The sequence below is a fragment of the Pseudomonas sp. JC1203 genome (genome assembly GCF_056175065.1).
Genome location: NZ_JBWCAM010000032.1, coordinates 24,937 through 39,055 on the forward strand (window position 1 = coordinate 24,937; position 14,119 = coordinate 39,055).

The window sequence follows — 14,119 nt, forward strand, 5'->3', positions numbered from 1 at the left end:
ATTGAATCAATGCCGCATATTCTGATCGTCGAAGACGAAACCATTATTCGTTCTGCCCTGCGCCGCCTGCTTGAACGGAATCAGTACCAGGTCAGCGAAGCCGGCTCCGTGCAAGAGGCACAGGAGCGCTTCTCCATCCCCACGTTCGACCTGATCGTCAGTGACCTGCGCCTGCCTGGCGCCCCGGGCACCGAGCTGATCAAGCTGGGCCAGGGCAAGCCGGTGCTGATCATGACCAGCTATGCCAGCCTGCGCTCGGCCGTGGACTCGATGAAAATGGGCGCGGTGGACTACATCGCCAAGCCCTTCGACCACGACGAGATGCTGCAGGCCGTGGCGCGCATACTGCGCGACCGGCAAAGCGCGCCAGCCCCGGCTGCCGCGCCGGCCGAACGTGCCGGCAATGGCAACGCCAAAGCCGCCGCCGGTGCCGAGAACGCCAATGGCGAAATCGGCATCATCGGCTCGTGTCCACCCATGCAGGACCTCTACAGCAAGATCCGCAAGGTGGCGCCTACCGACTCCAACGTGCTGATCCAGGGCGAGTCGGGCACCGGCAAGGAACTGGTCGCCCGCGCCCTGCACAACCTGTCGCGACGCGCCAAGGCGCCGATGATTTCGGTGAACTGCGCGGCCATTCCCGAAACCCTGATCGAGTCCGAGCTGTTCGGCCACGAAAAGGGCGCGTTCACCGGCGCCAGCGCTGGCCGTGCGGGCCTGGTGGAAGCAGCGGACGGCGGCACGCTGTTCCTCGATGAAATTGGCGAACTGCCGCTCGAAGCCCAGGCGCGCCTGCTGCGCGTGCTGCAGGAGGGCGAGATTCGTCGCGTGGGGTCGGTGCAATCGCAGAAGGTGGACGTTCGCCTGATTGCCGCCACCCACCGCGACCTCAAGAGCCTGGCCAAGGTGGGGCAGTTCCGTGAGGACTTGTACTACCGCCTGCACGTGATCGCCCTGAAACTGCCGGCCCTGCGCGAGCGCGGCGCCGACGTCAACGAAATCGCCAACGCCTTCCTGGCCCGCCAGAGCGCGCGCATCGGCCGCAACGACCTGCGCTTCGCGCCGGACGCCGAACAGGCCATTCGTCACTACTCGTGGCCCGGCAACGTGCGCGAGCTGGAAAACGCGGTGGAGCGCTCGGTGATTCTCAGCGAGAGCGCGGAAATTTCCGCCGAACTGCTGGGCATCGACATCGAGCTGGAAGACCTCGACGACGAAGCTTTCGACGCCATGGCCGCGCAACCGGCCGGCGGCGTGGGTGGCAGCAACCATGAGCCTACCGAGGACTTGTCGCTGGAGGACTACTTCCAGCACTTCGTGCTCGAACACCAGGACCACATGACCGAGACCGAGCTGGCGCGCAAATTGGGTGTCAGCCGCAAGTGCCTGTGGGAGCGCCGGCAGCGCTTGGGTATTCCGCGACGCAAGTCGGGTGTGGCCAGCGAAAGCTGATACGTTTCAGCTAATTGTACGGTGTAACGGGGTAACAAAAGGGGGGAGTGACAAACTGTTACCCCCACCTTTCCGGCGTAACAGAAGCCGGGGCATACGGTAACGAATTTTGTCCTTTCCAGGCGCTGGCCGATGGCCACCAAAACGCCGAAGGCCTTGATTTACAAGGGTTTTCAAAAGTTGGCACGGCACCTGCTATGTATTTGGTACAAGAACAACAATAAGCAATGGCACACTCTAATAAAAACAAGATGAAACGGCTCACGCATAACAAGAACAACACGGCGGAGGCGCAGCTAACTGATTCTTTTGGAGAGGCGTTGTAATTGGGGCCCGCCCCACACCCAGGCAAAGACCAATAAAAACTGCACTAAAAAGCAGAACGGCATGGGATGAAAGCAACTCAGCGACCAAAGCAATCCGTTTGCTCTTGCTCCCGGTTAGGGAGCCGCCCACTGGCACAGACCACGTGGGTAGGGCGTTAACAAAAACAAGAAGCCCGATCAAAAAAACAAGAAGAGCACGCAACTACATTCCTTGGGGAGCTTCGGCTCCCCTTGTAGTTTCCACGTTTCGTCCCCCTCGTTGCGCAGCGTCCTACACCATCCCCCGACTAAATGCTAGAATCCCCGCCCATCATGCGGTCATTCTCCATTCATGGCCGAACATTCCTTCAAACAGTGCATCCCATGCTGAAGAAGCTGTTCCAGTCTATCCGTCCCCCCGTGCGTCGTCCGCAGCACCTGCGAACCACGCCCGAAGTGCTCAACAGCGGGCAACACTCGCTGCAGCGCAACCAGTTCAGCCGCCATGCGGTGAGCATCGTCGAACGCCTGCAGAACGCGGGCTATCAGGCCTATCTGGTGGGCGGTTGCGTGCGTGACATGCTGCTGAACATCACCCCCAAGGACTTCGACGTCGCCACCAGCGCCACCCCCGAACAAGTGCGTGCGGAATTCCGCAACGCCCGGGTAATCGGCCGACGGTTCAAGCTGGTGCATATCCACTTCGGTCGCGAAATCATCGAGGTTGCCACCTTCCGCGCCAATCATCCCCAGGATGAAGAAGAGGAAGACAGCAACCAGTCGTCGCGTAATGAAAGTGGTCGCATCCTGCGCGACAACGTCTACGGCACCCTCGAAGAGGACGCCCAGCGCCGCGATTTCACCATCAACGCCCTGTACTACGACCCGGTGAGCGAGCGCATTCTCGATTACGCCAACGGCGTGCACGACATTCGCAACCACCTGATTCGCCTGATCGGCGACCCGGTGCAGCGCTACCAGGAAGACCCGGTGCGTATGCTGCGGGCCGTGCGTTTCGCCGCCAAGCTGGACTTCGGCATCGAGAAGCACACCGCCGCGCCGATCCGCGAGCTGGCGCCCATGCTGCGCGAGATCCCGTCGGCGCGCCTGTTCGAGGAAAGCCTGAAGCTGTTCCTCTCGGGCCATGCCTCCGACACCTTCGAGATGCTGGTTGACCTGCAGCTGTTCGACCCACTGTTCCCGGCCAGCGCCGAGGCACTGGAGCACCAGCCTACCTACACGCACACGCTGATCAGCGAAGCGCTGCGCAACACTGACCTGCGCGTGAAGCAGGGCAAACCGGTGACCCCGGCCTTCATGTTCGCCGCCCTGCTGTGGCCTGCCCTGCCCGTGCGCGTGCTGGAAATGCAGGAACGTGGCATGCCGCCGATCACGGCCATGCAGGAAGCTGCACACCAGCTGATTGCCGACCAGTGCCAACGCATCGCCATTCCCAAGCGCTTCACCATCCCGATTCGCGAGATCTGGGACATGCAGGAACGCCTGCCACGCCGCAGCGGCAAGCGCGCCGACCTGTTGCTGGACAACCCGCGCTTCCGCGCCGGCTACGACTTCCTGCTGCTGCGTGAAAGCGCCGGCGAGCAGACCGACGGCCTGGGCGAATGGTGGACCGACTACCAGGACGCCAATGACAGCCAGCGCCGCGAGATGATCCGCGAGCTGGGCAGCAAGGACGAAACCGGCGCTGGCCCACGCAAACGCAAGCGCAGCGGCACCAAGCGCAAGCGTGGCGCAGCGGCAGACTCGGGCGAGTAAGCGGATGGAAGTCGTGTACATCGGCCTGGGCAGCAACCTGGCCGAGCCCGCCGAACAGCTGCGCCAGGCCATCGAGGCACTGGGGCAGCTGCCGTCAAGCCGGAACCTGACGGTGTCGGCACTGTACAGCAGCGAATCGCTGTCGCCCGGCCAACCGCGTTACACCAACGCGGTGGCGCGGCTGGAAACCGCGCTGGCGCCGCTGGCCCTGCTGGATGCCCTGCAGGCCATCGAGAACGACCAGGGCCGCGTCCGCGCCGAGCGTTGGGGCCCGCGCACGCTGGACCTGGATGTGCTGCTGTTTGGCGAGCGGGTGATCGATGAACCACGCTTGAAAGTGCCGCATTACCATATGCAGGCGCGGGCGTTTGTTCTTTATCCGTTGGCTGAGGTGGCGCCTGCTGACCTGCGGTTGGCGGATGGGCGGTTGTTGGTTGACATGTTGGCTGCTTGCCCGTTTGAAGGGTTGGAACGCCTGATCCCGTAGCCCGGCGGCTGCGGCTACCCGGCCAGCCGCCTCCGGTAACACACAAAATCCCCACCCAGTAACACCCCCGTAACACATCCAATTGACTTCCCGCCCCCTCCTCACGACTATAGGCATCCCGTTGCTCACTAACGCAGCAAAACGGCGCGGAACGGCCCGTTGACGGTCGTTTCCCAAACATCACGGCAGATGATGTTGTGTTTGATCCGCTAACTGTTAGCAGTATTCACGGCGCCTGAAAGAGGACCCCTTTGATGCCTGAAATCACCCTGACCACCCTGCAGAGCCTCAAGCTCAAGGGTGAGAAAATCGCCATGCTGACCTGCTATGACGCGACCTTCGCCCAGGCTGCCTGCCAGGCGGGCGTGGAAATTCTGCTGGTCGGCGACTCGTTGGGCATGGTCCTGCAAGGCCACGACAGCACCCTGCCGGTCACCAATGCCGAGATGGCCTACCACGTGGCCAGCGTCAAGCGCGGCAACGAAGGCGCGCTGATTCTCGCCGACCTGCCGTTCATGGCCTGCGCCACCCTGGAACAGACCTTCGCCAACAGCGCCCAGCTGATGCAGGCCGGCGCCCACATGGTCAAAGTGGAAGGCGCGGCCTGGCTGGCGGAATCCATCCGCCTGCTGGCCGAACGCGGCGTACCGGTGTGCGCGCACATGGGCCTGACGCCACAGACCGTCAACGTGCTGGGCGGCTATAAAGTGCAGGGCCGCAACGAGGCCCAGGCGCGGCAGATGCGCGCCGACGCCATTGCCCTGGAACAGGCCGGCGCAGCGATGATTTTGCTTGAGTGCGTGCCCAGCGAGCTGGCCGCCGAGATCACCCAGGCGGTCAAGGTGCCGGTCATCGGCATTGGCGCGGGCAGCGCGGTGGACGGCCAGGTACTGGTGCTGCACGACATGCTGGGCCTGTCGCTAACCGGCCGCGTGCCCAAGTTCGTGAAGAACTTCATGGCCGGCCAGCCGGACATCCAGAGCGCTTTGGGCGCCTACGTCACCGCCGTCAAGGAAGTCAGCTTCCCGGGTACCGAACACGGATTTAATGCATGAACACCGTAAAAACCGTCAAAGAACTGCGCGCCGCCGTGGCCCGCGCCCGCAGTGAAGGCAAGCGCATCGGCTTCGTGCCCACCATGGGCAACCTGCACAGCGGCCACGCCGCCCTGGTGACCAAGGCCGCCCAGCGCGTCGACTTCGTGGTGGCGAGCATCTTCGTCAACCCGCTGCAATTCGGCCCGGCCGAAGACCTCGACAAATACCCGCGCACCCTCGCCGCCGACCAGGAAAAGCTGGTGCAGGCCGGCTGCCACCTGCTGTTCGCCCCGACCGTTGAAGAAATGTACCCCGACGGCATGGGCGTGCAGACCCGCGTCAGCGTCCCGCACCTGTCCGAAGGCCTATGTGGCGCCAGCCGCCCGGGGCATTTCGAAGGCGTGGCGACCGTGGTCAGCAAGCTGTTCAACATGGTCCAGCCGGACCTGGCCGTGTTTGGCCAGAAGGACTACCAGCAGCTGGCGGTAATCCGCGCGCTGGTGCGCGACCTGAACATGCCTATCCAGATCATCGGCGAGCCAACCGTGCGCGCCGAGGACGGCCTGGCACTGTCCTCGCGCAATGGTTACCTGACCGCCGAGCAACGCACCGCCGCCCCGGCCCTGTACCGCGCCATGCAGCAGGCGGCCAAGGCCATCGAGGCGGGCGAACGCGACTATGAGCGGCTGCTGGACGAGGCGCGCGAGCAGATTACCGCCGCCGGTTTCAAGACCGACTATTTCGAGATCCGCCAGGGCATCAACCTGCGCCCGGCCACCGCCGAGGACCGCGACGTGGTGATCATCGCCGCCGCCTACATCGGCAGCACCCGGCTGATCGACAACCTGCACCTGAACCTCGACGCCTGACTGCTATGCTGCAACGCCCGGAACTGTTAAAAAGTACCGGGCACCGCGCAGACAGATGCGCTGTAGATGGTTACTGTGGGAGCTGGCTTGCCAGCGAGCTTTTTGCGGCCCCGAAAGCTCGCTGGCAAGCCAGCTCCCACAGGTTGCAAAATTTATGCAACTGGCCAGGACCCGACCGTGTCCAAAGGCTGTTCTAAGTACAAGGAAACCCGCAGCGATGGCGTATTACCGTACCCCCCACGACGTTACCGCTCTGCCCGCCTGGCAGGCACTTACCCAGCACCGCCAGGCCATGCAGGATTTCAGCATGCGCGAAGCCTTCGCGGCCGATCCGCAGCGTTTTCACCAATTTTCCCTGAGTGGTTGCGGCCTGTTCCTCGACTACTCGAAAAACCTGATCACCACCGAGACTCGCGACCTGCTGGTCAAGCTGGCCGGTGAAGTGGACCTGCAGGGCGCCATCAAGTCGATGTTCGCCGGCGAGCTGCTGAACGCTTCCGAAGGCCGCCCGGCGCTGCACACCGCCCTGCGCCGCCCGGTGGGCGACAAGCTCAACGTCAACGGCACCAACATCATGCCCGAAGTGCATAAGGTGCTGAACCAGATCACCGAGCTGGTCACCCGTATCCACGACGGCCTGTGGCGCGGCTACACCGAGAAGCCGATCACCGACGTCGTCAACATCGGCATCGGCGGCTCGTTCCTGGGCCCGGAGCTGGTCTCCGAAGCCCTGCTGCCGTACGCTCAGAAAGGCGTGCGTTGCCACTACCTGGCGAACATCGACGGCAGCGAATTCCACGAGCTGGCCACCAAGCTGCGCGCCGAGACCACGCTGTTCATCGTCTCGTCGAAGTCGTTCAGCACCCTCGAAACCCTGAAGAATGCCCAGGCCGCCCGCGCCTGGTACCTGGCCCAGGGCGGTTCGGAAGCCGAGCTGCACCGCCACTTCATCGCCGTGTCGAGCAACAACGCTGCGGCCGTGGCCTTCGGCATTCGCGAAGAGAACATCTTCCCGATGTGGGACTGGGTAGGCGGCCGCTACTCGCTGTGGTCGGCCATCGGCTTGCCGATTGCCCTGGCCATCGGCACCGCCAACTTCAAGGAACTGCTGTCCGGCGCCTACACCATGGACCAGCACTTCCAGACCGCGCCGTTCGAACAGAACATGCCGGTGCTGCTGGCCCTGCTGGGCGTGTGGTACGGCAACTTCTGGGGCTCGCAGGCCCACGCGATCCTGCCGTACGACCACTACCTGCGCAACATCACCAAGCACCTGCAACAGCTGGACATGGAGTCCAACGGCAAGAGCGTGCGCCAGGACGGCAGCCCCGTCACCACCGACACCGGCCCGGTCATCTGGGGCGGCGTGGGTTGCAACGGCCAGCACGCCTACCACCAGTTGCTGCACCAGGGCACCCAGTTGATCCCGGCCGACTTCATCGTGCCGGTGGTGAGCTTCAACCCGGTGGCCGACCACCATCAGTGGCTGTTCGCCAACTGCCTGTCGCAGAGCCAGGCGCTGATGCTCGGCAAGACCCGCGCCGAGGCCGAGGCCGAGCTGCGCGAAAAAGGCATGCCGGAAGAGCAGATCCAGAAACTGGCGCCGCACAAGGTGATCCCGGGCAACCGCCCGAGCAACACCCTGGTGGTGGAACGCATCAGCCCGCGCCGCCTGGGCGCCCTGGTAGCCATGTATGAACACAAGGTGTTCGTGCAGAGCGTGCTGTGGGGCATCAACGCCTTCGACCAATGGGGCGTGGAGCTGGGCAAGGAACTGGGCAAGGGCGTGTACCAGCGCCTCACCGGTGGCATCGAAGAGCCTGCCGAGGACGCCTCCACCCAAGGCCTGATCAACTACTTCCGCGGCCGCCACCGCGGTTGACGAAAAAATCCCCTCTCCGGAGGGGATTTTCTTTCCAGGCCCAATAACCCCTGTAGCAGCGGCCGCAGGCCGCGTCCTGGCCCAGATTATCCATGGAATTCATTCGTCGTCGTATCGAGCAACAAGTGTTGAGCCTCACCGGCCTGTCGCTGGGCCGGCTGGACCTGGAAAACCCCAAGGGTGACCCCGGCCTGTTCGGGCCCCAGGCCGTGTGCTGGCAAGTGCATGGCGACTTCACCAGCATGCTGGTGGGCGGCATCAGCGCCCTGATGCTGCAAGCGTTGCACCCGCTGGCGCTGGCCGGGGTGTGGGACCACTCCAATTTCCGCACCGACATGCTCGGGCGCCTGCGCCGCACCGGCCAGTTCATCTCGGGCACCACCTTTGGCTCTACCCGCGATGCCGACTGGCTGATCGACAAGGTGCGCACTATCCACCTGCAGGTGGTAGGCCATGCCGAGGACGGCCGCGCCTACGCCGCCAGTGACCCGGACCTGCTGACCTGGGTGCACGTGGCCGAAGTCAGTCATTTCCTGGCGGCGCACCTGCGCTACCGCAACCCGCACCTGCCGGCTGCCGACCAGGACCGTTACTACGCCGAAATTGCCCTGGTGGCCGAACGCCTGGGCGCACGCGATGTACCCGCCTCCCGGCAGGAAATAGCCGATTACCTGGAGGGCATTCGCCCCCAGCTGATATGCGACCACCGCAGCCGCGAGGTCATCCGCCTGCTGCTGGACGCGCCGGCGCCCAGCCGCCTGGCCAAGCCGTTCGGGGCGCTGATGATGCAGGCTGGGGTGGACCTGCTGCCCGATTGGGCCAGCACGATGCTCGAACTGCCGCAAAGCGACTTCAAGCGGCGGCTGGTGCGCACGGGCATCAACAGCACCGCGCCCGTGCTGCGCTGGGCCGTGCGCGACGGCTCCGCCCACCGCGCCCGCCGGCGCATGGGCATCGCCTGAGGCAGGGCTTCTCCTGTTAAACTACGCGCCTCTTTTTCCAGGCGTACAGCGCATGTCCACCGTGAACAAGGCGCTGCGCGCCGCACTCGATTCCCGCAAAGACCTCCTCCCGCAACTGCATGCCCAAGGCACCGACTGCTACCGCCTGTTCCACGGCAGCCAGGAAGGCGCCGGTGGCCTGACCGTGGACCGCTACGGCCCGCAGCTGATGGTGCAAAGCTTCCACACCAGCCTTGAACGCGACGACCTGCTGGCCATCCACGCGGCCATCAACACCGAACTGGGCCAGGAGCTGCTGCTGGTCTACAACGACCGCTCCAAGGGCAATTCGCGCATCGACCGCCAGGACAGCGTGTACCAGGCCGACGAAGCGGCCCTGGTTGACCTGGTAGGCCACGAGTGGGGCCTGAACTACCGCGTGCGCGGGCGCCATGCCGGGCAGGACCCACTGCTGTTCCTGGACCTGCGCAACGCCCGCGGCTGGGTGAAGGCCAACAGCCAGGGCAAGAGCGTGCTCAACCTGTTCGCCTACACCTGTGGCGTCGGCCTGGCCGCCGCAGCCGGTGGCGCGCGCGAGGTGTGCAACCTGGACTTCGCCGAAGGCAACCTGGCCGTGGGCAAGGAAAACGGCGCCCTGAACCCGGCGCTGGTGCCGATGAGCTTCGTGCAGTCGGACTACTTCCCGGCCATCCGCCAGCTGGCCGGCCTGCCGATCAGCCAGCGCCGCGGCCAGAAGCTGCCCAGCTACCCGCGCATGGAGCAACGCCAGTACGACCTGGTGTTCCTCGACCCGCCCGCATGGGCCAAGAGCGCGTTCGGCACCGTGGACCTGCTGCGCGACTACCAGAGCCTGCTGAAACCCGCACTGCTGACCACCGCCGACGACGGCGTGCTGATCTGCTGCAACAACCTGGCGAAAGTGGCCTTCGACGACTGGCGCGAACAAGTGCTGCGCTGCGCGGAAAAGGCTGGGCGTCCGGTGCGTGACTGGCAGGTGATCACCCCGGCGCATGATTTCCCTTCCATGGACGGCCAGCCGCCATTGAAAACATTGGTGCTGCAACTGTAAGTTTTCAGAAAAATCCTACACATAAATAGGACAACACTTCGGAACCAGATAGGCGTGCCATACTCCAAGCACTCCTATTCCGAGACAGTAGACGCCCCCCCATGCCCAAAGGATTGATACGCGCCATTGGCGCCGTACTGACCGCGCTCGCGCTTTACAGCCTGCTGGGCTTCCTGATTCTGCCGGGCATCGGGCTGCGGGTGGCCAATTCACAACTGGCGAAGTACTCAAGCGTGCCGGCGCACCTGGAGCGGCTGGAGTTCAACCCCTTCAGCCTGGAGCTGACCCTGTGGGGCCTGCACATCGGCGAGCCGGGCATCGAGCAGGTCGGTTTCGAGCGCCTGTACGCCAACCTGCAGGTCGACAGCCTGTGGACCCGCGCCCTGCACCTGGACGCCATCGAGCTGGACAAGCCGCGTACCGAGCTGCTGTTCAACAAGGACGGCAGCCTCAACCTGGCGCAGCTGTTCAAGCTGCCGCCCAGCGAGCCGGCCCCGCCTGACCAGCCACCCAGCAAGCCTTTCCCCCTGCGGGTGGGCAGCATCAAGTTGAGCGAAGGCTACCTGCACTTCAAGGACGTGCGCCCCAGCGAGCCCATCGAGTTCCTCTACAACTCCATGAACCTGGAGCTGAAGAACCTCAGCACCCTGCCCGAAGACAACGCCGACATGACCCTGGTGGCCGCCGGCCCGGACGGCGGCCAGATCGACTGGAAAGGCAGCATCAGCCTGGTGCCGATCACCTCCAAAGGCACGCTGAAGGTCACTGACGGCAAGATGAAAGTCTGGTGGCCCTACGTGCGTGACGCCCTGCCCCTGGCCTTGCAGGACGGCATTCTCAACCTCAGTACCGACTATTCGCTGGACCTGTCGAAAAACACCGAGCTGAACCTCACCAACGCCGCCGTCAGCATCGCGCCCTTCGCCCTCGACGCGCCGGACGGCCGCCCCTTGGTGCGCCTGGCGCGACTGGACGTGAGCGACACGTCGGTAGACCTGGCCAACCAGTTGGTTACCGTCGGCAAAATCCGCAGTAACAAGCTGGAAACCTGGGCGGCACGCGAGGCCGATGGCCAGCTGGATTGGCAGAAACTGTTCGCCAGCCAGAAAAATGCCCCGGCGCCGCAGGAAAAGAGCGCCCCGGCCACCGCTGACGCCAAGCCCGAGACCCAGCCGGTGCCAAGCGCGCCGAGCAAACCCTGGCAGGTGCTGCTCAAGGACGTGCAACTGCGTGACTACCAAGTGCACCTGGCCGACCGCATGCAGAAGGAACCGGTTGCCCTGGAGCTGGGGCCGCTGAATGTCGACGTGCAGAATTTCGACAGCCTCAACAAGTCGCCCTTCACCCTCAAGGTCGACACCGGCCTGGGCAAGCAAGGCAAGATCAGCGCCGCCGGCGAGGTCAACCTGGCGCCCGTCACCGCCAACCTCAAGGTGCAGACACAGAACATCGACCTGCGCGTGGCCCAGGCCTACATCACGCCCTTCATACGCCTGGAGCTGCGCAGCGGTACCCTGGGCAGCGACCTGGCAGTGAACCTGAAGAACGTCGACCCGCTGACCCTGAGCATCACCGGCCGCGCCCAGGTGGGCCAGTTGCACACCCTGGACACCGTGAAAGGCCGCGACTTCGTCAAATGGGAGCAACTGCAACTCGACGGCCTGGACTACGAACACGGCAACAGCCTGACCATCGACAAGGTCACGCTGATGCAGCCGTACGCCCGCTTCATGATCAACGAAGACCGTACCACCAGCATCAAGGACCTGCTGATACCCCAGGCGGCGAACCCGCAGGCCCAGGCGGCCGCCAAGCCTGCCGTGGCGAGCAAGCCGATGGCCATTCACATCGGCGGTATCAACATCAACGACGGCTCGGCGTACTTCGGTGACTTCAGCCTGACGCCCAACTTCGCCACCAACATCCAGAACCTCACCGGTACCATCGGCACCATCGACAGCCAGCAGCAGAAGCCGGCCAAGGTGGACATCAAGGGCAAGGTCGACCGCTATGCGCCAGTGACCATCGCCGGCGCGCTGACGCCGTTCGACCCCATGGCCAGCCTGGACATCGACACCCGCTTCAACCGCCTTGAATTGACCACGCTGACGCCCTACTCCGGCAAGTTCGCCGGCTACCGCATCCGCAAGGGCCGGATGAACCTGCAACTGCACTACGTGATCACCAAGGGCCAGCTCAAGGCGGAAAACAAGGTGCTGGTGGACCAACTGGAGCTGGGCGAGAAAGTCGACAGCCCGGACGCCGTGAGCCTGCCGGTAAAGCTGGCGATCGCCCTGCTGAAGGACGTCAACGGCCAGATCAACATCGAACTGCCCATCACCGGCGACCTCAACAACCCGCAGTTCAGCGTGATGCCCATCGTGTGGCAGACTCTGCGCAACCTGGTGGTGAAGGCCGTGGCCGCCCCGTTCAAACTGCTGGGCGGGCTGGTAAGCGGTGGCGATTCGACGGATTTGAGCAACATTGCCTTTGCCCCGGGTGCCAGCGACCTGAGCCCCAGCGCCCAGGCCAACCTGCTGAAACTGGCCACCGCCATGAAAGCCCGCCCCGGCCTGCACCTGGAAGTGGAAGGCGGCGCCGCCGCCAGCAGCGATGGCCCGCTGGTAGCCCAGCAGCGCCTGGAGCGCGAATACCAGACCACTTACTTCAAGATCCTCCAGCGCCGCGGCGACAAGGTGCCCGCCCAGGCAAGCCTGCTGACCGTGCCCGAGGATGAGAAAGCGCCCATGCTGCCGGCCATCTACCGCGCCCGCCTCAACCAGGCGCCACCTGCCGAGTGGGACCAGCTGGACAAGAAACAGCGCGAGGCCAGCCTGCACGACGCGGTGGTGAAGTCCTGGAGCAAGGATGAGCAGTTGCTGCGCACCCTGGGCCAGGCACGTTCCGGCGCCATCAAGGCGTTCCTTGTGGACAAGGGCCAATTGCCGGACGAGAAGGTGTTCCTGATCGACACCATCATCAGCGACGCCCAGAAGGACGGTACGGTGGTCACCAACCTGCACCTTGAAGCGGACTGACCGCCCCAGGCCTCAAGCAAAAAAAAGCCCCGGCGCAAGGCCGGGGCTTTGAGTGGGCACGGTCCGTGTGCCCTTCGCATGAATCGATTATTGGGTTTCCAGCGCGTCAGCCGAAACCGATTTTACGTGTTTGGTGTGCTTGGCAATGTTCACTGCGGTGGTTTTCTGCGCGGAGGTCAGGGTAACGCCTGCCTTCGACGCCAGGGTGACCACGCCGTTGTTGGTTTCAACGGTGATGTCGCTGCCTGGAATGCCTTTCTCGGTCAGCAGGTTGGCTTTGACCTTGGTGGTGATCCAGGTGTCGGAACCGGCTTGTTCGGTCTTGGCTGCGGTTTCACTCGCAGTGGCGGCATATGCAAAGTTACCCATGGCCAGGGTCAGGGCGGTGGCAGTAGCGGCAGCAATAGCGAACTTTTTCATACGAGTCACTCCTGTTTTTCGAGAAGTCTGCGCCAGGCTGGGCTTGGCTGCAGGGTTAGCTATACCGTTGCAGGGCGTGTGCCAACCTGACCATTAAATAAAATCCTTTAAAATCAACAACTTGAAAAACACCTCATTTTTGCTGTTCGTGCATTCTGCATGCTCGCAGCAAAAACCGCGTGCAAGTTGCATGTCCGCTAAAGAACTGGGTAAAGGCTAACCGCCTGCACCCACCCACCTGGCCTCTGCTTGTGATCGGCATTTGATCTGAAGTTGATCTGCAGTTGATCTGCTTGTGACCTGCTTGTGACCTGCTGTTGATCTGGCTTTTGATCTTGATTGTATGCCCCGTAAAGCGCCCGGGCCGACTGGAGGCGTCGATCAACGGGCTGCCCGAAGGGCCGAGGCCGCAGGCCGAAGAGACGGTAACCCGCAGGCTTCTATAGCGGGTGCCGTCTGCCCGTTGAGCGGCGCCGGAAGGAGGGGACCCGTAGCGCAGCGGAGGGCCCAAGCAGGGGCAAGCGTTTTTTGCTTACTTTTTTTGGCGTCTGAAAAAAAGTGAGTCGGCGTAAGGCCGAAATGGTCGGTGGTCTCGCCGCGAAAATGGATATATCCAGAAATGTCAGAAGCAGAATCTGGCCATCGTGAACATATCCATTACCGAAGTGATGCGGAATCACCTTTCCGGCCTTACGTGAACTGACCCCCTAATGTTGGACAAGGGTTAGTGTTTCCGTGCTTGGGTCCGAAATTGTACCGGACTCAAGCCATTCAATCTGAGGCTTATGCGTTCCTGGTTGTAGTAGGCGATGTAGCTCTCTA

The 14,119-nt window shown here is 63.3% G+C and carries 11 protein-coding genes; 9 read left to right on the forward strand and 2 right to left on the reverse strand.

Annotation, left to right across the window (positions count from 1 at the left end):
- Positions 1-9 precede the first annotated feature (9 nt).
- From AC0SZ7_RS30775 to AC0SZ7_RS30815, 9 genes are all read left to right on the forward strand, one after another.
- Positions 10-1,452 carry a sigma-54-dependent transcriptional regulator gene (locus AC0SZ7_RS30775; protein WP_475507862.1) on the forward strand — a complete coding sequence of 481 codons (1,443 nt, stop codon included), beginning with the start codon at positions 10-12 and terminating at the stop codon, positions 1,450-1,452.
- Between the two features lie 689 nt (positions 1,453-2,141).
- Positions 2,142-3,533 carry a polynucleotide adenylyltransferase PcnB gene (locus AC0SZ7_RS30780; RefSeq protein ID WP_475507863.1) on the forward strand — a complete coding sequence of 464 codons (1,392 nt, stop codon included), beginning with the start codon at positions 2,142-2,144 and terminating at the stop codon, positions 3,531-3,533.
- Positions 3,534-3,537: 4 nt separating this feature from the next.
- Positions 3,538-4,020, forward strand: coding sequence for a 2-amino-4-hydroxy-6-hydroxymethyldihydropteridine diphosphokinase (gene folK, locus AC0SZ7_RS30785; protein WP_475507864.1), 483 nt, complete (start codon positions 3,538-3,540; stop codon positions 4,018-4,020).
- Between the two features lie 254 nt (positions 4,021-4,274).
- Positions 4,275-5,075 carry a 3-methyl-2-oxobutanoate hydroxymethyltransferase gene (gene panB / locus AC0SZ7_RS30790; protein ID WP_416422417.1) on the forward strand — a complete coding sequence of 267 codons (801 nt, stop codon included), beginning with the start codon at positions 4,275-4,277 and terminating at the stop codon, positions 5,073-5,075.
- Positions 5,072-5,926: a pantoate--beta-alanine ligase gene (gene panC, locus AC0SZ7_RS30795; protein ID WP_475507865.1), complete on the forward strand. Its 855-nt coding sequence runs from the start codon at positions 5,072-5,074 to the stop codon at positions 5,924-5,926. Before panB ends, panC begins: the two co-directional genes overlap by 4 nt.
- A 217-nt stretch (positions 5,927-6,143) precedes the next feature.
- Positions 6,144-7,808 carry a glucose-6-phosphate isomerase gene (gene pgi / locus AC0SZ7_RS30800; RefSeq protein WP_475507866.1) on the forward strand — a complete coding sequence of 555 codons (1,665 nt, stop codon included), beginning with the start codon at positions 6,144-6,146 and terminating at the stop codon, positions 7,806-7,808.
- Between the two features lie 92 nt (positions 7,809-7,900).
- Positions 7,901-8,770 (forward strand): oxygenase MpaB family protein, encoded by an 870-nt coding sequence (locus tag AC0SZ7_RS30805; protein ID WP_475507867.1) that lies wholly within the window; start codon positions 7,901-7,903, stop codon positions 8,768-8,770.
- Between the two features lie 52 nt (positions 8,771-8,822).
- Positions 8,823-9,839: a class I SAM-dependent rRNA methyltransferase gene (locus AC0SZ7_RS30810; protein WP_475507868.1), complete on the forward strand. Its 1,017-nt coding sequence runs from the start codon at positions 8,823-8,825 to the stop codon at positions 9,837-9,839.
- A 101-nt stretch (positions 9,840-9,940) separates the two neighbouring features.
- Positions 9,941-12,877 (forward strand): DUF748 domain-containing protein, encoded by a 2,937-nt coding sequence (locus AC0SZ7_RS30815; protein WP_475507869.1) that lies wholly within the window; start codon positions 9,941-9,943, stop codon positions 12,875-12,877.
- A gap of 87 nt (positions 12,878-12,964) precedes the next feature.
- Here the strand turns inward: AC0SZ7_RS30815 and AC0SZ7_RS30820 are convergent, their stop codons facing one another.
- Positions 12,965-13,297 carry a BON domain-containing protein gene (locus AC0SZ7_RS30820; RefSeq protein WP_475507870.1) on the reverse strand — a complete coding sequence of 111 codons (333 nt, stop codon included), beginning with the start codon at positions 13,295-13,297 and terminating at the stop codon, positions 12,965-12,967.
- 724 nt (positions 13,298-14,021) lie between these two features.
- A partial coding sequence (locus AC0SZ7_RS30825; RefSeq protein ID WP_475504378.1) for an IS3 family transposase occupies positions 14,022-14,119 on the reverse strand: 98 nt, incomplete at its 5' end.